The organism is Arthrobacter sp. Y3223151, from assembly GCF_059091125.1.
In genome coordinates this window covers 262,667-283,491 of the sequence record NZ_JBNHGI010000004.1, presented here as the reverse complement: position 1 = coordinate 283,491, position 20,825 = coordinate 262,667, and the positions used below count along the sequence as shown (strand labels likewise).

29 protein-coding genes are annotated in these 20,825 nt (G+C 65.0%); 27 read left to right on the top strand and 2 right to left on the bottom strand.

Annotation, left to right across the window (positions count from 1 at the left end):
* The first annotated feature begins 101 nt into the window (after positions 1 to 101).
* The 6 genes from AC5RUP_RS08820 (at position 102) to tuf (ending at position 8,094) form a co-directional block, all read left to right on the top strand.
* Positions 102 to 1,169, top strand: coding sequence for an LPXTG cell wall anchor domain-containing protein (locus tag AC5RUP_RS08820; RefSeq protein WP_494158466.1), 1,068 nt, complete (start codon positions 102 to 104; stop codon positions 1,167 to 1,169).
* Positions 1,170 to 1,249: 80 nt separating this feature from the next.
* Positions 1,250 to 3,340: an acyltransferase family protein gene (locus AC5RUP_RS08815; RefSeq protein ID WP_494158465.1), complete on the top strand. Its 2,091-nt coding sequence runs from the start codon at positions 1,250 to 1,252 to the stop codon at positions 3,338 to 3,340.
* 300 nt (positions 3,341 to 3,640) lie between these two features.
* On the top strand, positions 3,641 to 4,015 hold the full coding sequence (gene rpsL, locus AC5RUP_RS08810; RefSeq protein ID WP_493979224.1) for a 30S ribosomal protein S12: 375 nt from the start codon (positions 3,641 to 3,643) through the stop codon (positions 4,013 to 4,015).
* On the top strand, positions 4,015 to 4,485 hold the full coding sequence (gene rpsG, locus AC5RUP_RS08805; RefSeq protein WP_127511056.1) for a 30S ribosomal protein S7: 471 nt from the start codon (positions 4,015 to 4,017) through the stop codon (positions 4,483 to 4,485). The genes rpsL and rpsG overlap by 1 nt, the downstream gene beginning before the upstream one ends.
* Positions 4,486 to 4,550: 65 nt before the next feature.
* Entirely contained in the window at positions 4,551 to 6,665 is a 2,115-nt protein-coding gene (gene fusA / locus AC5RUP_RS08800; RefSeq protein WP_494067522.1) for an elongation factor G, read from the top strand.
* 238 nt (positions 6,666 to 6,903) lie between these two features.
* A complete protein-coding gene (tuf, locus tag AC5RUP_RS08795; RefSeq protein WP_493940539.1) occupies positions 6,904 to 8,094 on the top strand; it encodes an elongation factor Tu in 1,191 nt (396 codons plus the stop codon).
* Between the two features lie 149 nt (positions 8,095 to 8,243).
* Here tuf and AC5RUP_RS08790 read toward each other — a convergent pair whose 3' ends face one another.
* Positions 8,244 to 8,624 (bottom strand): VOC family protein, encoded by a 381-nt coding sequence (locus AC5RUP_RS08790; protein ID WP_494067521.1) that lies wholly within the window; start codon positions 8,622 to 8,624, stop codon positions 8,244 to 8,246.
* A gap of 117 nt (positions 8,625 to 8,741) precedes the next feature.
* Between AC5RUP_RS08790 and AC5RUP_RS08785 the strand changes: the two genes are divergently transcribed.
* Positions 8,742 to 8,876, top strand: coding sequence for a hypothetical protein (locus tag AC5RUP_RS08785; protein WP_494067520.1), 135 nt, complete (start codon positions 8,742 to 8,744; stop codon positions 8,874 to 8,876).
* A 39-nt stretch (positions 8,877 to 8,915) separates the two neighbouring features.
* Here the strand turns inward: AC5RUP_RS08785 and AC5RUP_RS08780 are convergent, their stop codons facing one another.
* Positions 8,916 to 10,427: a glycoside hydrolase family 1 protein gene (locus AC5RUP_RS08780; protein WP_494153824.1), complete on the bottom strand. Its 1,512-nt coding sequence runs from the start codon at positions 10,425 to 10,427 to the stop codon at positions 8,916 to 8,918.
* Between the two features lie 481 nt (positions 10,428 to 10,908).
* Here AC5RUP_RS08780 and rpsJ point away from each other — a divergent pair, with 481 nt between their 5' ends.
* From rpsJ to rplO, 20 genes are all read left to right on the top strand, one after another.
* Positions 10,909 to 11,217: a 30S ribosomal protein S10 gene (gene rpsJ / locus AC5RUP_RS08775; protein WP_003803825.1), complete on the top strand. Its 309-nt coding sequence runs from the start codon at positions 10,909 to 10,911 to the stop codon at positions 11,215 to 11,217.
* Positions 11,218 to 11,230: 13 nt separating this feature from the next.
* Positions 11,231 to 11,884: a 50S ribosomal protein L3 gene (rplC, locus tag AC5RUP_RS08770; RefSeq protein WP_493979219.1), complete on the top strand. Its 654-nt coding sequence runs from the start codon at positions 11,231 to 11,233 to the stop codon at positions 11,882 to 11,884.
* 4 nt (positions 11,885 to 11,888) lie between these two features.
* Positions 11,889 to 12,506, top strand: a complete 618-nt coding sequence (rplD, locus tag AC5RUP_RS08765) for a 50S ribosomal protein L4 (protein WP_494067518.1) — start codon at positions 11,889 to 11,891, stop codon at positions 12,504 to 12,506.
* Positions 12,503 to 12,808 carry a 50S ribosomal protein L23 gene (gene rplW / locus AC5RUP_RS08760; RefSeq protein WP_493941555.1) on the top strand — a complete coding sequence of 102 codons (306 nt, stop codon included), beginning with the start codon at positions 12,503 to 12,505 and terminating at the stop codon, positions 12,806 to 12,808. Before rplD ends, rplW begins: the two co-directional genes overlap by 4 nt.
* A gap of 30 nt (positions 12,809 to 12,838) precedes the next feature.
* Positions 12,839 to 13,678 (top strand): 50S ribosomal protein L2, encoded by an 840-nt coding sequence (rplB, locus tag AC5RUP_RS08755; protein ID WP_493979217.1) that lies wholly within the window; start codon positions 12,839 to 12,841, stop codon positions 13,676 to 13,678.
* Between the two features lie 12 nt (positions 13,679 to 13,690).
* The gene (gene rpsS, locus AC5RUP_RS08750) at positions 13,691 to 13,972 is read left to right on the top strand and encodes a 30S ribosomal protein S19 (protein ID WP_074701289.1); all 282 of its coding nucleotides are present in this window, start codon (positions 13,691 to 13,693) and stop codon (positions 13,970 to 13,972) included.
* Positions 13,973 to 14,010: 38 nt separating this feature from the next.
* Entirely contained in the window at positions 14,011 to 14,376 is a 366-nt protein-coding gene (rplV, locus tag AC5RUP_RS08745; protein ID WP_136784918.1) for a 50S ribosomal protein L22, read from the top strand.
* Entirely contained in the window at positions 14,377 to 15,213 is an 837-nt protein-coding gene (gene rpsC, locus AC5RUP_RS08740) for a 30S ribosomal protein S3 (RefSeq protein WP_493979216.1), read from the top strand.
* A complete protein-coding gene (gene rplP, locus AC5RUP_RS08735; RefSeq protein WP_493979215.1) occupies positions 15,214 to 15,630 on the top strand; it encodes a 50S ribosomal protein L16 in 417 nt (138 codons plus the stop codon).
* A gap of 2 nt (positions 15,631 to 15,632) precedes the next feature.
* Positions 15,633 to 15,977: a 50S ribosomal protein L29 gene (gene rpmC / locus AC5RUP_RS08730; protein ID WP_493979214.1), complete on the top strand. Its 345-nt coding sequence runs from the start codon at positions 15,633 to 15,635 to the stop codon at positions 15,975 to 15,977.
* A complete protein-coding gene (gene rpsQ / locus AC5RUP_RS08725) occupies positions 15,974 to 16,273 on the top strand; it encodes a 30S ribosomal protein S17 (protein WP_493979213.1) in 300 nt (99 codons plus the stop codon). Before rpmC ends, rpsQ begins: the two co-directional genes overlap by 4 nt.
* 380 nt (positions 16,274 to 16,653) lie before the next feature.
* Positions 16,654 to 17,022, top strand: a complete 369-nt coding sequence (gene rplN, locus AC5RUP_RS08720) for a 50S ribosomal protein L14 (RefSeq protein ID WP_127511069.1) — start codon at positions 16,654 to 16,656, stop codon at positions 17,020 to 17,022.
* A gap of 3 nt (positions 17,023 to 17,025) precedes the next feature.
* Positions 17,026 to 17,391 carry a 50S ribosomal protein L24 gene (rplX, locus tag AC5RUP_RS08715; RefSeq protein WP_493979212.1) on the top strand — a complete coding sequence of 122 codons (366 nt, stop codon included), beginning with the start codon at positions 17,026 to 17,028 and terminating at the stop codon, positions 17,389 to 17,391.
* Complete coding sequence (gene rplE / locus AC5RUP_RS08710; RefSeq protein ID WP_493989348.1) at positions 17,391 to 17,960, top strand: 50S ribosomal protein L5; 570 nt, start codon at positions 17,391 to 17,393, stop codon at positions 17,958 to 17,960. The genes rplX and rplE overlap by 1 nt, the downstream gene beginning before the upstream one ends.
* An 82-nt stretch (positions 17,961 to 18,042) precedes the next feature.
* Positions 18,043 to 18,441: a 30S ribosomal protein S8 gene (gene rpsH, locus AC5RUP_RS08705; protein ID WP_136784914.1), complete on the top strand. Its 399-nt coding sequence runs from the start codon at positions 18,043 to 18,045 to the stop codon at positions 18,439 to 18,441.
* Positions 18,442 to 18,459: 18 nt separating this feature from the next.
* A complete protein-coding gene (gene rplF / locus AC5RUP_RS08700) occupies positions 18,460 to 18,996 on the top strand; it encodes a 50S ribosomal protein L6 (protein ID WP_494067517.1) in 537 nt (178 codons plus the stop codon).
* Between the two features lie 3 nt (positions 18,997 to 18,999).
* The gene (gene rplR / locus AC5RUP_RS08695) at positions 19,000 to 19,383 is read left to right on the top strand and encodes a 50S ribosomal protein L18 (protein ID WP_494153941.1); all 384 of its coding nucleotides are present in this window, start codon (positions 19,000 to 19,002) and stop codon (positions 19,381 to 19,383) included.
* The gene (gene rpsE / locus AC5RUP_RS08690) at positions 19,380 to 20,096 is read left to right on the top strand and encodes a 30S ribosomal protein S5 (protein WP_493989347.1); all 717 of its coding nucleotides are present in this window, start codon (positions 19,380 to 19,382) and stop codon (positions 20,094 to 20,096) included. The genes rplR and rpsE overlap by 4 nt, the downstream gene beginning before the upstream one ends.
* The gene (gene rpmD / locus AC5RUP_RS08685; protein ID WP_127511076.1) at positions 20,096 to 20,308 is read left to right on the top strand and encodes a 50S ribosomal protein L30; all 213 of its coding nucleotides are present in this window, start codon (positions 20,096 to 20,098) and stop codon (positions 20,306 to 20,308) included. Before rpsE ends, rpmD begins: the two co-directional genes overlap by 1 nt.
* Before the next feature lie 2 nt (positions 20,309 to 20,310).
* Entirely contained in the window at positions 20,311 to 20,766 is a 456-nt protein-coding gene (gene rplO, locus AC5RUP_RS08680; RefSeq protein WP_493979208.1) for a 50S ribosomal protein L15, read from the top strand.
* Positions 20,767 to 20,825: the final 59 nt, after the last annotated feature.

Below are 20,825 nucleotides of genomic sequence, written 5' to 3'. Positions count from 1 at the left end.
GCAAGGGCCGGTAAATGCCGGCCGACGCAGGGCACCGAAGCAATCGGATCGGCGCGATATCCGCTCTGCCAGGACAGCCGAGTTGGGGACAGGACATTCACGTGACATCACGACTGCGCGCTGCGCTGCTCACCGGTACCGTTGCCGCCGCTCTTGCCCTGAGCAGCGTTCCCGCCCACGCCGGCGGCCAAGATCCGGCCGGACAGCCGGGCCCGATCCCCGGTGACGCCGCTCCCACGCCCGGCGCGGACGCGGTTGCCGTCGGGACGGTTGCGTCGGAAGCGGCCGCGGACGCGCCGGTTGAAGAAACTCCCGCTGCCGAGCCGGTCGAGGCGGAGCCGGAAGAGGTCCTGGCTGGCGCCGTGGTCACCCTGCTGGTCGAGGCTCCCGCAGCGGAAAACGACGGCGTGCCGTCGGAGGGCGCCGACGGGGCCGCCGGCACCGACGAAGCCGCGGGGCCCATCGATTTCCCCGCCGGCGACGTAGCGTCCGCGGAAGACGTCCCGGCCGAGGAGCCAACTCCGACACCGGCCCCGGACATGCCCACTGCCCCCGCGGCCGATCCGGCCCCTGCCGCGGAACCAGCCACGGAGACTGACCCGGCACGGGTAGCTCCTCCTGTGCTCGAGTCGATTGTGGTGAACGGACGTACCCTGACCCACAGCGACTTCAATATCCCGGATGACATCGCCGCCGGCGACGAGGAAACCGTCATGCGCTGGATGGAGGAGAACATGGACCTCGTGCTCGAGTCCGAGGGCATGACGTACCTGATGAACCTCATGCTGGAGTACCTCATGGCGGGCGACCTGGACGGCCTGGCCGCCTTGATCCGGGAAATGAGCGCCTCCGATCCTGAAGCGGGGGAGGAGCTCATTCTGTGGATGTACGAGCTGTTCGAAGGAATCGGTGACTGGCCGGGCGACTTTGAAGAGTGGCCGGTTGCCGGTGAGCCCGCACCGGAGCAACCGGCCAAGGAACCTGCGGCAGTTATCATCCCGGCCTCGCAGCCCCAGCCCGCCGCGCCGTCTAACGTGCTTCCGGCGGCCGTCCCGGCCGGCGCGCTGGCAGACACCGGGGCCGCCGGCACCGCCTGGCTCGCCTCGGGTGGAGCGGGCCTGTTGATGCTTGGCTCCGCCCTCCTCTGGTGGCGGCGCCGAGCGGCCTGAGGTAGCCGGCCCGGTCCTGCACCCGGGCGTTCACCCCGCCGCCAACTGTCGTTGACCTTGGCATGGCTGAATGTCCTGCGATGGATCCTGACACGACGCCGCGGCGGAAATTCCTGCCCGAAATCCAAGCCCTGCGCGCCCTTGCGGTGCTGCTGGTGGTGGCCTACCACCTGGAGCCGCGCTGGCTGCCCGGCGGCTACGTCGGAGTGGACGTCTTCTTCGTCATCTCCGGCTTCCTGATCACCGGCCACATGCTCCGGGAGGCGGCGGCCACCGGCACGCTGTCCCTGCGGTCATTCTGGGCGGCCCGCATCCGGCGCATCCTCCCGGCGGCGCTGCTGACCATCGCCGTCGTCCTGGCCGCCACGCTGGCGCTGCTGCCCATGAGCCAGTGGGAGCGCATCGGCGGCCAGGCCCTGGCCTCCACCCTCTACGTCCAAAACTGGGTCCTGGCCGCCGACTCCGTCGATTACCTGGCCGCGACCGAGACGCCGACGCCGCTTCAGCACTTCTGGTCCCTGGCCGTCGAGGAACAGTTCTACCTGCTGTGGCCGCTGCTGGTCCTGCTGGCCGTCTTCGCGGCGCGCCGAACGAGGCGGGGCCGCCGGGGCTTGGTGCGCCGCTCCGGGGAAGAGCGGGTGGCCCGGGTCGCAGCCGCGATCTTCGCCGCCGTCGTCGCGGCGTCGCTGGCCTATGGCATCTGGGCCACCGCCGGCGGCAGTCCGGCCGCCTACTTCATCACGCCCACCCGGATCTGGGAACTCGGGCTGGGCGGGCTGCTGGCCGCCCTGCACCGGGACACGCGCCGCTGGCCGTACCTGCGCAGCCTCCTGGCGGCAGCGGGCCTGGCCGCGATCACGGCCTCGGCGTTCCTCTTCAACGCCGGCACGCCGTTCCCCGGGGCGGCGGCCCTGCTCCCGGTGCTGGGCACCATGGCCGTCATCGCGGCCGGACGGACCAGCGGGCCGCTGTCCCTGCACCGCCTGGTGGACTGGCGGCCCATCCAATGGACGGGGAATGTCTCCTACTCGCTCTACCTCTGGCACTGGCCCCTGATCGTGTTCTTCACGATCCTGGCCGATCGGGAACCCGGGCCGGCCACGAGTCCGCTGCTGCTGGCCTGTTCCTTTGGCCTGGCCGCCCTGAGCTACTACTTCGTGGAAACACCGGTGCGCCGCTTTGGCTGGTTTAGTGCCAATGCCTGGCGGCCGCTCGCCGCAGGCGCCGCGGCCACCGCGCTGGTCGGCACGCTGGCGTTCGTGCCGGCCAATCAGCAGGAACGTATCCTGGCCCAACGCGCCGAGGCGACGTCCGCGCTGCTGGCCGCCCCGCCGCCGGGCTTCGGGGTTGCCTCGATCACGGAGGACGGCCACCGCGCCTTCGCCACCGAGACCCCGTTGGTGGTCCCGGATCCCGCCGAGGCCGGAGCCGACCAGTCCGGGCTCGGCGATTGCGCCGTCAAGTCGATGGCGACCGAAACCAAGGAATGCACCTACGGGGACCCGGAGGGAGACTTCACCCTGGCGCTGGTGGGGGACTCGCACGCGGGGCAGTGGTTCAAGGCCCTGGAGCCTGTTGCCCGCGAGCGGGGATGGCGCCTGCTGACGTACATCCATCATTCCTGCCCATTCAACGCGGAGCAGCGCAAGCTGGAAGCCAAGGGGGAGTCCGTCTGCCGGGGGCCCAACGAACAGACCATGGAACGGCTGACCCGCGGCGGCGTGGACGCGGTCCTCACCTCGTACTACGCGGAGTCTTCCTTCGTGGACTCGGACACCGGCCAGCGGCCCGGCGCGGCGGGCTTCGCCGAGTACTGGAACGAACTCGCCGACGCCGGCATCGACGTGTACGCGCTCAAGGACACGCCCCGCCCGCGTGAAGGCGCGATCGCCCGGGACTGCGTGGCGGTGAACTACGAGGACCCGGTCGAATGCGGCCAGCCGCGCAGCGCCGGCCTCGACGGCAAGGACCTCACCGAGGAAGCCGCCAGGCTCGCTCCGCGGACGCGGGTCATCGATCTGTCGGCGCACTTCTGCGACCGGGAGACCTGCCCGGCGGTGATCGGCAACGTCCTGGTCTACCGGGACCTCAACCACGTCTCCGGCACCTACATGAAGACGCTGGCCCAGCCGCTGGAAACGGCCCTGCTGCTGGCGATGGAACGGCCGTGACGCCGCGGGCGGGCCGCCGTGCAGCAACCGCCGGGCAGCCGCCGGGACACCGCGTCGTGCGCGACCCGCATACTCTGCTAGACTTATGTTCGATTGTTTTTGTGTGGCAGTGGATGAAGGCCGTTGCGGATAAAACCGCAACGGGGCCTGTTTCCGGTCCGCGGGGTTCTTGCGCGGAGAATGCCACACTTTTGCACGCCTACGGTCGCTTCGATTCCGCAGCGGGTGCGAAGACGACCGACAGTGCCTGGCCCTGCATGACAGACGGGGCAAAGCCCAAGAAAAACGGAGAACACGAAAGTGCCTACGATTAACCAGCTGGTCCGCAAGGGCCGCTCACCTAAGGTGAACAAGACCAAGGCGCCTGCCCTCAAGGGCAGCCCGATGAAGCGCGGCGTTTGCACCCGCGTTTACACCACCACCCCGAAGAAGCCGAACTCCGCGCTCCGTAAGGTAGCCCGCGTCAAGCTCGCCGGCGGCATCGAAGTGACTGCCTACATCCCCGGTGTGGGCCACAACCTGCAGGAACACTCCATCGTGCTGGTGCGCGGCGGCCGTGTGAAGGACCTGCCCGGTGTCCGCTACAAGATCGTCCGCGGCGCCCTCGACACCCAAGGTGTCAAGAACCGCCAGCAGGCCCGCAGCCGCTACGGCGCGAAGAAGGAGAAGAAGTAATGCCCCGTAAGGGTCCGGCCCCCAAGCGGCCGCTCGTAGTTGATCCGGTACACGGCTCGCCGCTGGTTACCCAGCTGATCAACAAGGTTCTCGTTGATGGCAAGAAGTCCACCGCAGAGCGCATCGTGTACGGTGCCCTCGACGGTGTGAAGGCCAAGTCCGGCGGCGATCCCGTTGCCGCCCTCAAGAAGGCCATGGACAACGTCCGCCCGACCCTGGAGGTCCGGTCCCGCCGCGTCGGCGGCGCCACCTACCAGGTTCCGGTTGAGGTCAAGCCGGGCCGCGCCACGGCCCTGGCCCTGCGCTGGCTGGTCGGCTACTCGAAGGCCCGCCGCGAGAAGACGATGACCGAGCGTCTCATGAACGAAATTCTGGATGCGTCGAACGGTCTCGGTGCCGCTGTGAAGCGTCGCGAAGACACCCACAAGATGGCCGAGTCCAACAAGGCCTTCGCCCACTACCGCTGGTAAAAGAGCCGGTACGACGACGGCGCTAACCGCCGTCGTCGTATCCCTCACCTACAAAGGGAGACATTGTGGCACTGGACGTGCTAACCGACCTCACGAAGGTCCGCAATATCGGCATCATGGCCCACATCGATGCCGGCAAGACCACCACTACGGAACGCATCCTGTTTTACACGGGTGTGAACCACAAGCTCGGCGAAACTCACGACGGTGCGTCGACGACCGACTGGATGGAACAGGAAAAGGAACGCGGCATCACCATCACCTCCGCCGCGGTGACCTGCTTCTGGAACCAGAACCAGATCAACATCATCGACACCCCGGGCCACGTGGACTTCACGGTGGAGGTCGAGCGTTCGTTGCGCGTCCTCGACGGTGCTGTCGCTGTCTTCGACGGTAAGGAAGGCGTGGAGCCGCAGTCCGAGACTGTGTGGCGCCAGGCCGACAAGTACGAAGTTCCGCGCATCTGCTTCGTCAACAAGATGGACAAGCTCGGCGCCGACTTCTACTTCACGGTGGACACCATCATCAAGCGCCTCGGCGCCAAGCCGCTGGTCATGCAGCTGCCGATCGGTTCCGAGAACGACTTCATCGGTGTCGTCGACCTGCTGACCATGAAGGCCATGGTCTGGGAGGGTGACGCCAAGGGCGATGTGTCCATGGGTGCCGCCTACGAGACCCGGGAGATCCCCGCGGACATGCAGGCCAAGGCCGAGGAATACCGCGCGCAGCTGGTTGAATCCGTTGCCGAGGCTTCCGAGGAACTCATGGAGAAGTACCTCGAAGGCGAAGAGATTTCCATCGACGAGCTGAAGGCCGGCATCCGCAAGATGGTCGTCAACTCGGAGATCTACCCGGTCTTCTGTGGTTCTGCCTTCAAGAACCGCGGCGTGCAGCCGATGCTCGACGCAGTCATCGATTACCTGCCGTCCCCGGTCGACGTTCCCTCGATGGTCGGTCACGACCCGAAGAACGAGGAAATCGAGCTGACCCGCAAGCCGAACGAGGAGGAGCCGTTCTCGGCCCTGGCGTTCAAGGTTGCGGCGCACCCGTTCTTCGGCCAGCTGACCTTCATCCGGGTTTACTCGGGCAAGGCCACCTCCGGGACCCAGCTGCTGAACTCCACCAAGGGCAAGAAGGAGCGCATCGGCAAGCTGTTCCAGATGCACGCCAACAAGGAGAACCCGGTGGAGGAGGTGCACGCAGGCCACATCTACGCGGTGATCGGCCTGAAGGACACCACCACCGGCGACACCCTGTGTGCCGTCGACGCCCCGATCGTCCTCGAGTCGATGTCGTTCCCGGAGCCGGTGATCTTCGTGGCGATCGAGCCGAAGACGAAGGGCGACCAGGAGAAGCTTTCCACGGCTATCCAGAAGCTCTCCGCCGAGGACCCGACGTTCACCGTTTCGCTGAACGAAGAGACCGGACAGACCGAAATCGGCGGCATGGGCGAGCTGCACCTGGACATCCTGGTGGACCGCATGCGCCGCGAGTTCAAGGTCGAGGCCAACGTGGGCAAGCCCCAGGTTGCCTACCGTGAAACCATCAAGAAGGCTGTCGAGAAGGTCGACTTCACCCACAAGAAGCAGACGGGTGGATCCGGCCAGTTCGCGAAGGTCCAGGTCTCGTTCGAGCCGCTGGACACCACCGACGGCACCTTCTACGAGTTCGAGAACAAGGTCACCGGTGGCCGTATTCCGCGCGAATACATCCCCTCGGTCGACGCTGGCATCCAGGATGCCATGCAGCTCGGCATCCTGGCCGGCTACCCGCTGGTCGGTGTCAAGGCCATCCTGCTCGACGGCGCATACCACGACGTCGACTCTTCGGAAATGGCCTTCAAGATCGCTGGTTCCCAGGTCTTCAAGGAAGGCGCACGCCGCGCCAACCCGGTCCTGCTCGAGCCGCTGATGGCCGTCGAGGTACGTACCCCTGAGGAATACATGGGCGACGTGATCGGCGACCTGAACTCCCGCCGTGGACAGATCCAGTCCATGGAGGACGCTAGTGGCGTGAAGGTTGTGCGCGCTAACGTTCCGCTTTCCGAGATGTTCGGCTACATCGGCGATCTGCGTTCCAAGACGCAGGGCCGCGCGGTGTACTCGATGCAGTTCGAAAGCTACGCTGAGGTCCCGAAGGCTGTTGCCGACGAGATCATCCAGAAGACGCGCGGCGAGTAAAACCCCAGGGTGGCGGGTCCTTATCCGTAAGGATCCGGCACGCCGTGCAGGCGGCCGGTCGGCTCACGCAGCCGGCCGCCGGCACAACCCACTGACGGAACCGCGCAAGTTTTTGCCGGTACCTGACGGAACCAGTAATTTCACCAAATACAAAAGCCCGAAGTAGACTTGTTCAAGTTTCGGCCGTGACAATCGCGTCCGAAGAGCAAATCTTCTCAACACGTTCTAGGAGGAACCCGTGGCGAAGGCAAAGTTCGAGCGGACTAAGCCGCACGTCAACATTGGCACCATCGGTCACGTTGACCACGGTAAGACCACGTTGACCGCTGCCATTTCCAAGGTGCTTGCTGACAAGTACCCCGATCTCAACGAGCAGCGTGACTTCGCAGCTATCGACTCTGCCCCGGAAGAGCGCCAGCGCGGCATCACCATCAACATCTCGCACGTCGAGTACCAGACCGAGAAGCGCCACTACGCACACGTGGACGCCCCCGGCCACGCCGACTACATCAAGAACATGATCACCGGTGCCGCCCAGATGGACGGCGCAATCCTGGTGGTTGCCGCGACTGACGGCCCGATGGCCCAGACCCGCGAGCACGTTCTGCTGGCCCGCCAGGTTGGCGTTCCGACGCTGCTGGTGGCCCTGAACAAGTCGGACATGGTTGAGGACGAGGAACTGCTCGACCTGGTCGAAATGGAAGTCCGTGAGCTGCTCAGCTCGCAGGAGTTCGATGGCGACAACGCACCGGTCATCCGCACTTCCGGCCTGAAGGCCCTGGAAGGCGACGCCCAGTGGGTCAAGTCCGTCGAGGACCTGATGGACGCCGTTGACGAGTACATCCCGGACCCGGTCCGCGACAAGGACAAGCCGTTCCTGATGCCGGTTGAAGACGTCTTCACCATCACCGGCCGCGGCACCGTGGTGACCGGCCGCGCCGAGCGCGGTACCCTCGCCATCAACTCCGAGGTCGAGATCGTCGGCATCCGCCCGGTCCAGAAGACCACCGTTACCGGTATCGAGATGTTCCACAAGCAGCTCGACGAAGCATGGGCAGGCGAGAACTGTGGCCTGCTGCTGCGCGGTATCAAGCGCGAAGACGTGGAGCGCGGCCAGGTTATCGTGAAGCCGGGTTCGATCACCCCGCACACCGATTTCGAGGCCAACGTCTACATCCTGTCCAAGGATGAAGGCGGCCGCCACAACCCGTTCTACTCGAACTACCGTCCGCAGTTCTACTTCCGCACCACCGACGTGACCGGCGTTATCACCCTGCCGGAAGGCACCGAAATGGTCATGCCGGGCGATAACACTGAGATGACCGTTGAGCTCATCCAGCCGATCGCCATGGAAGAGGGCCTCGGCTTCGCTATCCGTGAAGGCGGCCGCACCGTTGGTTCGGGCCGCGTCACCAAGATCACCAAGTAACTTTGTGATCTGCTGACCGGAGGTTTCCGGTCGGAGGCAGAGAGAACCCCCGCCGTCTCAGGACGGCGGGGGTTCTCTCGTTTAATGGTGCGCCCGGTGGAATGCTGCGCGGACGCTCCGGCCGCGCCCTCGGTCGTGTTCCTCCCGTTTCAGATGTTCTGGTGCAGGCAGAGAATGTTGCCCTCCGTGTCCGGGAACCAGGCGCAGCGCTGGTGGCCGGTCACCGCGATGTGGTTCACGGTCTTGAGGCCCGGCAGGTCGTAGTCCGCGAAGTCGACGCCGCGGCCGGCCAGTTCGGACATCTCGGTTTCCAAATCGGCCACCTCGAAGCTGATCGAGGTGTGGTCCGACGTGTCGGCGTCCGGTCGGACGATGAGTTCTACCGCGGTGGAACCGTCGCTGGAGAAAAGGAACGTATCCTCTCCGAGCGGGCCGGCCGGCTGCAGGCCGAGGGAATCCTGATAGAACGCGCGCGCCCGGTCCATGTCCTTCACGGGCAGGACCGTCGTCATGGTTTTGGTGCTGAGCATGGTTGTCCGGCTTCCTGGGAGCATCTGCGGTGGACACTCCCAGAATAGTCGCGGCCGTGGCCCCGGGAACTGGAGGACGGGCACGAATTTCGACCGCCAACCAGTAGGATCGGAACCATGGAATGGCTGATCGTGTGGATCGTCCTGGGCCTGGCCGCCGCGGTGGTCGGGGCGGTGTCCTGGGGCAGGCGGTACTTTCGCCATGAACTGGACCGTGCCCGCCGCATCCGGCGCGCCAACGGCGGGCCGTAGCCGAAGCGCCCGTGGTCTATCGAACGCGCCGGCGGGCCGTCAGGCCTGACCCGGTGCTGCCACCGCCGGCTCGGTCTGCCCGGCCGCCTCGCCGGCACCGGCACGACGGCGGCGCGCGGCCACATCCTTCAGCCAGTGGAAGGACGCCTTGCGGATCCGCTGCTGGGTGGCGAAGTCCACGTACACCAGGCCGAAGCGCTGGCTGTACCCCGCCGCCCATTCGAAGTTGTCCATCAGCGTCCACACGTAGTAGCCGCGCAGGTCGATGCCGGCTGCGGGCCCGTCCGGCGCCGTCGCGGTGAGCGCGGCCTCCAGGTGCGAGGCCAGGTAGTCAATCCGCCGCACGTCGGCGACCGACGGCTCCTTGGTCAGCGCATCGCGGACCACCACATCCTTGAAGCTGGCGCCGCCCTCGGTGATGTAGACCGGCGGCAGGTTCGGGTAACGCTCGGCCATCCGGGCCAGGGCGACCTGCAGGTAGTCGGGTGCCACGGGCCAGCCGAATTCTGTCCGGTCGTACCCTGGCCACGCGGCCAGGTGGAACGGCAGTTCGCCGCCCTGCTCCCAGAGCAGCTCGGGCAGGCCGTCAGGGATCGCCTCCGGCCCGGTCAGCGGCCCCGGGCCGATGCCGATCCTGGTGGGGAAGTAGTAGTTCAGCCCGTAGAAATCCAGCGGCTGGCTCATCACCGCCAGGTCTTCGTCCGGAATCTCGCGCAGGTACTGGAGTGCGGGCTTGAGCACCGGGTTGAACTCCGGGTAGCGGCCCAGCAGCACCGGGTCCGAAAACATGCCGTTGTGCAGCACGTCGAACAGTTCCACCAGCACGTCGTGGGCCAGCCCGTCCTTGGCGCCCACCACGGGGGAGTAGACGTTCGTGATGCCCGCCTCGCCCGCGATCCCGCCGGCCCGCAGTGCCGAGAGGCTGAGCCCGTGCGCGAGGATGAGATGGTGCGCGGCCGGCAGGGCGTCGAACAGCCCGGCCTGCCCGGGCGCATGGACGCCGAGGCCGTAGCCGTTGAGGGTGACGGTGGTCGGCTCGTTGATCGTCACCCAACGATCCACCCGGTCGCCGAACTTGTCCGCGGCGATGGCCGCGAAGTCGGCCAGCCGGTACGCGGTATCCCGGTTGAGCCAGCCGCCGGCGTGCTCCAGCGGCAGCGGGGTGTCCCAGTGGTAGAGCGTGCACATCGGGGAGATGCCCCGGGCCAGCAGTTCATCCAGCAGCCGGTCGTAGAAGTCGATGCCGCGCTGGTTTACCGGCCCCTGTCCGCCGGGCTGGATCCGCGGCCAGGACAGCGAGAACCGGTACGAGTCCACGCCGAGCTCGGCCATCAGCGCGACGTCCTCCGGCATCCGGTGGTAGTGGTCGCAGGCCGCGTCCGCCGTCGCCCCGCCGGCAATCCGCCCCGGCTCGTGCGAAAACGCATCCCAGCCGGAGGGTCCGCGGCCCTCTTCGGCCACGGCGCCCTCGATCTGGAATGCCGCCGTGGCCACGCCCAGGGTAAAGTTGGACGGGATCATTGCCGCCAGGCGCCCGCTGTCCATTGCCATTCGCTGTCGTCCTCCTGAAACCTGGTCTCCCGTATGCGGTGCCCGCCGGAGCGGGCTGGCACCAGCATCGCACTGCCGGCGGGTCCGCGCCATAGCGGGGCGGTGGGGGTGACCCGCTTCCTGGGCCGGGGGCCGATTCGCAATCAGGGCCAAAGTCTGCCACACTAGATGAGTTGTTCAAGCGCTTTTGCATGTCTTCGTGCGAAGCTGGGTCCCGCCCGGGATAATGCCCGGGGCAGGGTCAGGCTCCACAGAGTTCAAAGAAGCCCAAATATAACCCACCCTCCATTTTGAGCGGGCGGAGTGCGCAGAATGTTCGCGACACGCCCGACCGCGGGGGTCGGAGCCTCAGCAGGGTGAGGAACCCGGATTCATCCGGATTCAGTCTGCCGGAGGAGCGCCAGGCCAGGAGCGATCCAGCCGTCGGGGCGCATCAGGAGAAAGTCAACAGAGCAGCACTGAGAAAGAGAGCGGAGACGCCATGGCGGGACAGAAAATCCGCATCCGTCTGAAGTCATATGACCATGAGGTCATTGATGTTTCAGCACGGAAGATCGTCGAGACGGTCACGCGTGCAGGCGCAACGGTAGTGGGCCCCGTGCCGCTGCCCACCGAGAAGAACGTGTACTGCGTTATCCGGTCGCCGCACAAGTACAAGGACAGCCGGGAGCACTTTGAGATGCGCACCCACAAGCGGCTGATCGACATTATCGATCCCACGCCCAAGGCCGTCGATTCGCTGATGCGGCTCGACCTGCCGGCGGACGTGAACATCGAAATCAAGCTGTAGGGGAGTGAGTAATTTGTCTACCACTACACGCCAAGTAAAGGGACTGCTGGGCACCAAGCTCGGCATGACCCAGGTCTGGGACGAGAACAACCGGCTCATCCCGGTCACCGTCGTCAAGGCCGACTCCAACGTCATCACCCAGCTGCGCTCTGCGGACGTCGACGGCTACACCGCCGTCCAGATCGGCTACGGCCAGATCGACCCGCGCAAGGTGACCAAGCCGCTGGCCGGCCACTTCGAGAAGGCCGGGGTTACCCCGCGCCGCCACGTGGTCGAGCTGCGCACCGCCGATGCCGGCTCCTACGAGCTGGGCCAGGAACTCTCCGTGGAACTGTTCGAGACCGGCCAGAAGGTTGACGTCGTCGGAACCACCAAGGGTAAGGGCTTCGCCGGTGTCATGAAGCGTCACGGCTTTGCCGGTGTGGGTGCCTCGCACGGCGCGCACAAGAACCACCGCAAGCCCGGTTCCATCGGCGGCGCGTCCACTCCGGGCCGCGTTTTCAAGGGCATGCGCATGTCCGGCCGCATGGGTGCCGTCCGCCAGACCACGCTGAACCTGACCGTTCACGCTGTGGACACCGAGAACTCGCTGCTCTTGATCAAGGGTGCCGTTCCCGGTGCCCGCGGCTCGGTCGTTCTCGTCCGTTCCGCTGTGAAGGGAGCCTAGTTCAATGGCCAACACGCTCAAGGTTGACCTGCCTGCAGAGATCTTCGACGTCCAGACCAACGTGCCGCTGCTGCACCAGGTCGTCGTCGCACAGCTCGCTGCTGCCCGGCAGGGAACCCACAAGACCAAGACCCGCGCCGAGGTTTCCGGTGCCGGCCGCAAGCCGTTCAAGCAGAAGGGCACCGGCCGCGCCCGCCAGGGTTCGATCCGCGCCCCGCACATGACCGGCGGCGGCGTCGTGCACGGCCCGACCCCGCGCGACTACAGCCAGCGCACCCCCAAGAAGATGAAGGCCGCTGCCCTGCGCGGCGCCCTCTCCGACCGGGCACGCAACGGCCGCATCCACGTCGTGGAGGCACTGGTTGCCGGCGACAAGCCGTCCACCAAGGCCGCTACCGACGCCCTGCGCGCCATCACCGACCGCAAGAACCTGCTCGTAGTCATCGAGCGCGCCAACGATGTGGCGGCCCTGAGCCTGCGCAACATCGAGGCTGTTCACACCATTTACGTGGATCAGTTGAACACCTACGACGTGCTCGTTTCCGACGACGTGGTCTTCACCCAGGCCGCCTACGAGGCATTCATCGCAGCTAAGGCAACTGCCAAGGAGGACGCCAAGTGAGCGCGACCACCACAAAAGATCCCCGCGACGTGATCCTTGCTCCCGTCGTTTCGGAGAAGAGCTACGGCCTGATCGACGAAGGTAAGTACACCTTCCTGGTCGACCCTCGCTCGAACAAGACCGAGATCAAGCTGGCCGTGGAGAAGATTTTCTCCGTCAAGGTCGACTCGATCAACACCATCAACCGTGCCGGTAAGCGCAAGCGGACCAAGTTCGGATGGGGACAGCGCAAGGACACCAAGCGCGCAATTGTCACCCTGAAGGAAGGCACAATCGACATCTTCGGCGGTCCGCTTTCTTAAGCGGAGACCACTTTAACGAGGAATTGAACTATGGGAATCCGTAAATACAAGCCGACTACACCGGGCCGTCGCGGCTCGAGCGTAGCCGACTTCGCTGAAATCACGCGATCGACGCCGGAAAAGTCGTTGCTGCGCCCGCTGACCAAGTCAGGTGGACGTAACAACTCCGGCAAGATCACTACCCGCCACAAGGGCGGCGGACACAAGCGCCAGTACCGTCTGATCGACTTCCGTCGCCACGACAAGGACGGCGTGCCCGCCAAGGTCGCTCACATCGAGTACGACCCGAACCGCACCGCGCGGATCGCCCTGCTGCACTACGTTGATGGCACCAAGCGCTACATCCTGGCTCCGGCCAAGCTGAAGCAGGGAGACACGGTCGAGGCCGGCGCCAGCGCCGACATCAAGCCGGGCAACAACCTGCCGCTGCGCAACATCCCCGTTGGTACGGTCATCCACGCTGTGGAGTTGCGTCCGGGCGGCGGTGCCAAGATGGCCCGCTCCGCCGGTGCCTCCGTGCAGCTGGTGGCCAAGGAAGGCAAGTACGGCCAGCTCCGCCTGCCGTCCGGCGAAATCCGCAACGTTGATGTGCGCTGCCGCGCAACCATCGGCGAGGTGGGCAATGCCGAGCAGTCCAACATCAGCTGGGGCAAGGCCGGCCGCATGCGCTGGAAGGGCGTCCGCCCGACCGTCCGCGGTGTGGCCATGAACCCGATCGACCACCCGCACGGTGGTGGCGAGGGCAAGACCTCCGGTGGCCGTCACCCGGTCAACCCGAACGGCAAGCCCGAGGGCCGCACCCGCCGCCCGAACAAGGAAAGCGACCGCCTGATTGTGCGTCGCCGTCGTACTGGCAAGAACAAGCGATAGGAGCCTGGGAACATGCCACGCAGCCTGAAGAAAGGCCCCTTCGTCGATCAGCACCTCTTCGTGAAGGTAGCTGCAGAGAACGAAAAGGGCACCAAGAACGTCATCAAGACGTGGTCCCGCCGTTCGATGATCGTGCCCGACATGCTCGGACACACGATCGCCGTACACGACGGACGCAAGCACATCCCGGTGTTTGTCACTGAGTCGATGGTCGGGCACAAGCTCGGCGAATTCGCCCCGACGCGGACCTTCCGCGGCCATGTGAAGGACGACCGCAAGGGCAAGCGCCGCTAGGCGCTGCTCTGACGGCAGAAGACGAGAGAAGGAAAGCAATGGAAGCCAAGGCTATTGCGCGCCATATTCGCGTGACGCCTATGAAGGCCCGGCGCGTCGTCAACCTTGTTCGTGGCAAGCAGGCGAATGAGGCTCTGGCAATTCTGAAGTTTGCCCCGCAGGCAGCTTCGGAGCCGGTCAGCAAGGTACTCGCGTCGGCAGTCGCCAACGCCCGCGTTATCGCGGATCGCGACGGCGTCGCCTTTGACGAGAGCGACCTGTACATCAGCGAAGCATTCGTAGATGAAGGCCCCACCATGAAGCGGTTCCAGCCGCGCGCCCAGGGGCGTGCCTACCGCATCAAGAAGCGGACCAGCCACATCACGCTTGTTGTCGCTACCCCGGAGAAAGAGGAGGACCAGTAAGTGGGACAGAAAGTAAACCCGCACGGATTCCGACTCGGTATCACCACCGACCATGTCTCCCACTGGTTCGCTGACAGCAACAAGGCCGGCCAGCGCTACAAGGACTTTGTCCGCGAGGACGTGAAGATCCGCCAGCTGATGTCCACGGGCATGGACCGCGCGGGCATCGCGAAGGTTGAGATCGAGCGTACCCGTGACCGCGTGCGTGTGGATATCCACACCGCCCGCCCCGGCATCGTGATCGGCCGCCGCGGCGCCGAAGCAGACCGCATCCGCGGCGAGCTGGAGAAGCTCACCGGGAAGCAGGTGCAGCTGAACATCCTCGAGGTCAAGAACCCGGAGATCGAAGCGCAGCTGGTTGCCCAGGGCATCGCCGAGCAGCTGACCTCCCGCGTGGCCTTCCGCCGCGCCATGAAGAAGGCCATGCAGTCCGCCACCCGCGCCGGCGCCAAGGGCATCCGTGTCCAGTGCTCCGGTCGCCTCGGCGGCGCCGAAATGAGCCGTTCGGAGTTCTACCGCGAAGGTCGTGTGCCCCTGCACACGCTGCGGGCGAACATCGACTACGGCTTCTTCGAGGCCAAGACCACGTTCGGCCGCATCGGCGTCAAGGTCTGGATCTACAAGGGCGACGTGACCGCGAAGGAACTGGCGGCCCAGCAGGCTGCCGCTCCGTCCTCGCGCGGCCGTGGCGACCGTCCGGGCCGCCCCGCTGCCGGTGGCGAGCGCCGTCGTCGTAATGACCGTGCTGCCGCTCCCGCCGCAGGCGAGGGCGCAGCCAAGGCCGAGGCACCTGCCGCTGAGGCAGCAGCGCCGGCGGCAGAAGGAGGAGAAGCTTAAATGCTTATCCCACGTCGAGTTAAGTTCCGTAAGCAGCACCACCCGGGTCGTTCCGGCGCTGCTTCCGGCGGCACCGAGGTCAGCTTCGGCGAGTGGGGTATCCAGGCTCTGACGCCGGCATACGTCACCAACCGCCAGATCGAAGCGGCCCGTATTGCGATGACCCGCCACATCAAGCGTGGCGGCAAGGTTTGGATCAACATTTATCCGGACCGCCCGCTGACCAAGAAGCCGGCCGAAACCCGCATGGGTTCCGGTAAGGGTTCGCCGGAATGGTGGGTCGCAAACGTCAAGCCGGGACGGGTTCTGTTCGAACTGTCCGGTGTCAATGAAGAGGTAGCTCGCGAGGCCCTGCGCCTGGCGATCCACAAGCTGCCGTTGAAGGCACGCATTGTGCGTCGCGAAGGTGGTGAATAGAAATGGCAGTTGGTTCAAAGGAACTGGCAACCGATCAGCTCGAGACTTTCGATAAGGACCGTCTCGCAGAGGAGCTGCGCAAGGCCAAGGAGGAGCTGTTCAACCTCCGTTTCCAGTCCGCCACCGGTCAGCTGGAAAACCACGGCCGCCTGAAGGCCGTCAAGCGGGACATCGCGCGCATCTACACCGTGCTGCGTGAGCGCGAGCTGGGCATTCGTCCCGAGGTCGTTGCTTCTGCGGAGGCTCCGGTTGAGGAGAAGAAGGCCAAGAAGGCTAAGAAGTCTGACAAGGCCGAAGCCGAAACCGCCGGGACCGAAACCCCCGCTTCGGAGGATGAGGCCAAGTGAGCGAAAACACGAACAAGGATGCAACTGTGGAAGAAGCCACTCAGGCTCGCGGTTACCGTAAGACCGCCCGCGGCTACGTCGTCTCGGACAAGATGGAAAAGACCATCGTGGTCGAGGTTGAGGACCGCGTGAAGCACGCGCTGTACGGCAAGGTGATCCGCCGGACCGAGAAGCGCAAGGCCCACGACGAGCAGAACTCCGCCGGCATCGGCGACCTGGTTCTGATCGCCGAGACCCGGCCGCTGTCCGCCACCAAGCGGTGGCGCCTGGTCGAGATCATCGAAAAGGCCAAGTAGGACTTACGTCCTGCGCGGGGCCCGCCTGCCGAGCGGGCGGGCCCCGCACCCTTTAAGTTTCCCTTCCGGCACCATGGATCCCCGTCCGCCGGAGCAGCCGGAAGGGTTTGGAAGGGACCGTGGTTTCGGCCGCGGACCCTTTGAAAAGCACAAGCCCCTGGCCGTGATTTCACGTCCGGGGTGTCTTGGTCATAAACTAGTAATCTTGCCTGTGCCGTTTGGAAAGACCATCCATCCTTCCGCATGGACAGAATAGGCAAATTCCCGCAACCGCCTTCGGACCGCACACGCGTGCGGCCAGGGGGAGTTACGGTGCGGGCTACCCATATCCGTTCCGCAAGGCTCAGCAATGAGAACCGGCGCGACGACAGGAGTAATAAGTGATTCAGCAGGAGTCGCGACTGAAGGTCGCCGACAACACGGGTGCCAAGGAAATCTTGACCATCCGCGTTCTCGGTGGATCCGGCCGTCGCTACGCAGGCATTGGCGACACCATTGTTGCCACCGTCAAGGATGCAATTCCCGGCGGCAACGTCAAGAAGGGTGACATCGTCAAGGCTGTCATCGTTCGCACCAAGAAGGAACGCCGCCGTGCGGACGGTTCCTACATCAAGTTCGATGAGAACGCAGCCGTGATCCTCAAGAACGACGGCGACCCCCGCGGTACCCGTATCTTCGGCCCGGTCGGCCGTGAGCTTCGCGACAAGAAGTTCATGAAGATCATCTCGTTGGCTCCGGAGGTGCTGTAGTCCATGGCTAAGTACAAGATCAAGAAGGGTGACCTGGTTCAGGTCATCACCGGTGCCAAGGCTGAGCGCGGCGGCGACCGCGGCAAGCAGGGCAAGGTCCTGAAGGTGTTCACGGAGTCCAACCGGGTGCTGGTCGAAGGCGTTAACCGCGTCACCAAGCACACCAAGGCCGGGCAGTCGGAACGCGGCACGAAGACCGGTGGCATCGAGACCGTTGAGGCCCCGATCCACATCTCGAACGTGGCGATCGTCGATCCCGAGACCAAGAAGCCGACCCGCGTTGGCTACCGCACCGAAACCGTCGAGCGTGATGGCCGTGAGCGCACTGTGCGCATCCGCGTGTCCAAGGCCTCCGGGAAGGACCTCTAATGACTGAGACTGTCACCAAGATCGTCCCCCGCCTGAAGACTCGCTACGCCGGCGAGATCAAGCAGGCTCTGCGGGACGAGTTCAAGTACGAGAACGTGAACCAGGTTCCCCGCCTGGTCAAGGTCGTAGTCAACATGGGTGTTGGAGATGCCGCCAAGGACTCCAAGCTCATCGACGGCGCCGTGCGCGACCTGACCCAGATCACCGGTCAGAAGCCGCAGATCACCAAGGCCCGCAAGTCCATCGCCCAGTTCAAGCTGCGCGAAGGCATGCCGATCGGCGCCCACGCGACGCTGCGCGGCGACCGCATGTGGGAATTCGTGGACCGCCTGGTCACCCTGGCACTGCCCCGTATCCGCGACTTCCGCGGCCTCAACGGCAAGCAGTTCGACGGCAACGGCAACTACACCTTCGGTCTGACCGAACAGTCCATGTTCCACGAGATCGATCAGGACAAGATCGACCGCGTGCGCGGTATGGATATCACCGTAGTAACCACTGCAAAGACCGATGACGAGGGCCGCGCGCTGCTGAAGGCGCTGGGCTTCCCGTTCAAGACCGAAGATTAATTAGCTACGTGAAAGGTCCCGCCCCGGCGCCCAGCGCTGACCGGAGCGAGGAAACCGTTACGAGGAAGGGCAAGAGCCCACAATGACTATGACAGATCCTGTCGCAGACATGCTCACGCGTCTGCGCAACGCCAACTCGGCATACCACGACTCAGTGTCGATGCCGTACAGCAAGCTCAAGGCTCGCGTCGCCGACATCCTGAAGGCCGAAGGCTACATCGCCGGCTGGAAGGAAGAAGAGGCCGAGGTTGGCAAGAAGCTGACCCTGGAACTCAAGTTCGGTCCGAACCGCGAGCGTTCCATCGCCGGCATCCGCCGCATCTCCAAGCCCGGTCTGCGCGTTTACGCGAAGTCCACCAACCTGCCGCACGTACTCGGTGGCCTGGGCATCGCAATCCTGTCCACCTCTTCCGGGCTGATGACTGATCGTCAGGCCGGCAAGAAGGGCGTGGGCGGCGAAGTCCTCGCTTACGTCTGGTAACGGAAAGGAAGAGATTAAATGTCACGTATTGGACGTCTCCCCATCACCGTTCCCGCAGGCGTTGAGGTCAAGGTCGACGGCAACGTCGTCTCCGTCAAGGGCGCCAAGGGCGAGCTGAGCCACACTCTGGCTTCGCCGATCACGGCTTCTCTGGACGAGAACACCATCACCGTCTCCCGCCCGAACGACGAGCGCGAATCGCGGTCCCTGCACGGCCTGACCCGCACGCTGATCAACAACATGATCGTCGGCGTCACCGAAGGCTACAAGAAGGACCTCGAGATCGTCGGCACCGGTTACCGTGTGCAGGCCAAGGGCTCGGACCTCGAGTTCGCCCTGGGCTTCAGCCACCCGGTGATCGTCAACGCACCCGAGGGAATCACCTTCGCCGTGGAGGGCGCCACCAAGCTCTCCGTCTCCGGTATCAACAAGCAGCAGGTCGGCGAAGTTGCTGCCAACATCCGCAAGCTGCGCAAGCCCGACCCCTACAAGGGCAAGGGCGTTCGCTACGCCGGCGAGCAAATCCGCCGCAAGGTCGGAAAGGCTGGTAAGTAAACCATGGCGATCAGCATTAATAAGAAGCGGACCTCGAAGTCCAAGTCCGCAGCACGCGGCCGCCGCCACCTGCGCGTCCGCAAGCGCATCACCGGTACCGCGGTCCGTCCGCGCCTGGTGGTCAACCGCTCCGCACGCCACATCTTTGTCCAGGTTGTCGATGACAGCAAGGGCATCACCGTGGCTTCGGCTTCCACCATGGAAGCCGACCTGCGGGTGCTCGACGGCGACAAGTCCGCCAAGGCAAAGCGCGTCGGTGAGCTCGTTGCCGAGCGTGCCAAGGCTGCCGGTGTTGAGGCCGTGGTCTTCGACCGCGGCGGCAACCGGTACCACGGCCGTATCGCAGCTGTTGCCGACGGCGCACGTGAAGGTGGGCTGGCACTGTGACCGCTGAGAACAACGAAAAGGAAACTCAGGTGACTGAAGCAACTGAGACCGCTGCCGCGGGATCCGCTGAAACCACCGCTGCTTCCGGCCAGGAGGACCGCCGCGGCGGCCGTCGTGGCGAACGCGGTGGCAGCGACCGTGGTGGCAACGACCGTGGCGGCCGTGGCCGTGGCCGCGACAACGCCCGCGACGCCGAGAAGGACAAGTTCCTCGAGCGCGTCGTCACCATCAACCGCGTGTCCAAGGTCGTCAAGGGCGGCCGCCGCTTTAGCTTCACGGCCCTGGTAGTTGTCGGCGACGGCAACGGCATGGTCGGCGTGGGCTACGGCAAGGCCAAGGAAGTTCCGGCGGCGATCGCCAAGGGCGTGGAAGAGGCCAAGAAGTCCTTCTTCCGCGTGCCGATCATCGCCGGCACCGTCCCGCACCAGGTGCAGGGCGAAGCCGCTGCAGGCGTTGTCATGCTGCGTCCGGCTGCTGCCGGTACCGGTGTGATCGCCGGTGGTCCGGTCCGCGCCGTACTCGAGTGCGCCGGTATCCACGACGTGCTCTCCAAGTCGCTCGGCTCGGCCAACGCGATCAACATTGTGCACGCTACAGTCGATGCGCTGCGTCGCCTGGAGGAGCCCCGCTCCGTGGCTGCCCGCCGTGGCCTGCCCCTGGACGAGGTTGCTCCGGCTATCCTGCTGCGCAACATGCAGAAGGCAGGTGCGTAATGACCACACCCAAGAATCTGACTCCGTCGGATGCGCAGTTGGAAATCACGCAGATCAAGTCCGTCATTGGCGGCAAGCAGAACCAGCGCGACACGCTGCGTTCACTGGGCCTGAAGCGCATCGGACACACCGTTGTCCGCAGCGCCGATGCAGTGACCGTCGGCATGGTCAACACTGTTTCTCACCTGGTGAAGGTTGAGGAGGCGAAGTAAAGATGGCAGAAGAGAACAAAACTCTGAAGGTCCACCACCTGCGTCCTGCCCCCGGTGCCAAAACCGCCAAGACCCGTGTCGGTCGTGGTGAAGGCTCCAAGGGCAAGACCGCCGGTCGCGGTACCAAGGGTACGAAGGCCCGTTACCAGGTCAAGGCTGGCTTTGCCGGCGGCCAGCTGCCGCTGCACATGCGCCTGCCGAAGCTGCGCGGCTTCAAGAACCCGTTCAAGGTGGAATTCCAGGTCGTAAACCTGGACAAGCTCAATGAGCTGTTCCCCGAGGGCGGCGAAGTGACCGTGGACGCCCTGGTGGCCAAGGGTGCGGTTCGCAAGAACCAGCCCGTGAAGGTCCTGGGCACCGGCGACATCACCGTCAAGGTCGATGTGAAGGTTGACGCCTTCTCCGCCAGTGCCGCTGAAAAGATCGCCGCCGCCGGCGGCACCGTGACGGCGCTCTAGCAGCCCGTGACTGGTGGGGTCTTTTAGCAGCCTCTGACTGAACTCGTGGTGGCCGGTTT

Coding starts and splice junctions, on each gene's coding strand:
- AC5RUP_RS08815 (WP_494158465.1), top strand. CDS start 1,250: ATGGATCCTGACACGACGCCGCGGCGGAAATTCCTGCCCGAAATCCAA.
- rpsG (WP_127511056.1), top strand. CDS start 4,015: ATGCCCCGTAAGGGTCCGGCCCCCAAGCGGCCGCTCGTAGTTGATCCG.
- AC5RUP_RS08790 (WP_494067521.1), bottom strand. CDS start 8,624: ATGCTCAGCACCAAAACCATGACGACGGTCCTGCCCGTGAAGGACATG.
- AC5RUP_RS08785 (WP_494067520.1), top strand. CDS start 8,742: ATGGAATGGCTGATCGTGTGGATCGTCCTGGGCCTGGCCGCCGCGGTG.
- AC5RUP_RS08780 (WP_494153824.1), bottom strand. CDS start 10,427: ATGGCAATGGACAGCGGGCGCCTGGCGGCAATGATCCCGTCCAACTTT.
- rpsJ (WP_003803825.1), top strand. CDS start 10,909: ATGGCGGGACAGAAAATCCGCATCCGTCTGAAGTCATATGACCATGAG.
- rplD (WP_494067518.1), top strand. CDS start 11,889: ATGGCCAACACGCTCAAGGTTGACCTGCCTGCAGAGATCTTCGACGTC.
- rplB (WP_493979217.1), top strand. CDS start 12,839: ATGGGAATCCGTAAATACAAGCCGACTACACCGGGCCGTCGCGGCTCG.
- rpsS (WP_074701289.1), top strand. CDS start 13,691: ATGCCACGCAGCCTGAAGAAAGGCCCCTTCGTCGATCAGCACCTCTTC.
- rplV (WP_136784918.1), top strand. CDS start 14,011: ATGGAAGCCAAGGCTATTGCGCGCCATATTCGCGTGACGCCTATGAAG.
- rplP (WP_493979215.1), top strand. CDS start 15,214: ATGCTTATCCCACGTCGAGTTAAGTTCCGTAAGCAGCACCACCCGGGT.
- rpmC (WP_493979214.1), top strand. CDS start 15,633: ATGGCAGTTGGTTCAAAGGAACTGGCAACCGATCAGCTCGAGACTTTC.
- rplX (WP_493979212.1), top strand. CDS start 17,026: ATGGCTAAGTACAAGATCAAGAAGGGTGACCTGGTTCAGGTCATCACC.
- rplE (WP_493989348.1), top strand. CDS start 17,391: ATGACTGAGACTGTCACCAAGATCGTCCCCCGCCTGAAGACTCGCTAC.
- rpsH (WP_136784914.1), top strand. CDS start 18,043: ATGACTATGACAGATCCTGTCGCAGACATGCTCACGCGTCTGCGCAAC.
- rplF (WP_494067517.1), top strand. CDS start 18,460: ATGTCACGTATTGGACGTCTCCCCATCACCGTTCCCGCAGGCGTTGAG.
- rplR (WP_494153941.1), top strand. CDS start 19,000: ATGGCGATCAGCATTAATAAGAAGCGGACCTCGAAGTCCAAGTCCGCA.
- rpmD (WP_127511076.1), top strand. CDS start 20,096: ATGACCACACCCAAGAATCTGACTCCGTCGGATGCGCAGTTGGAAATC.
- rplO (WP_493979208.1), top strand. CDS start 20,311: ATGGCAGAAGAGAACAAAACTCTGAAGGTCCACCACCTGCGTCCTGCC.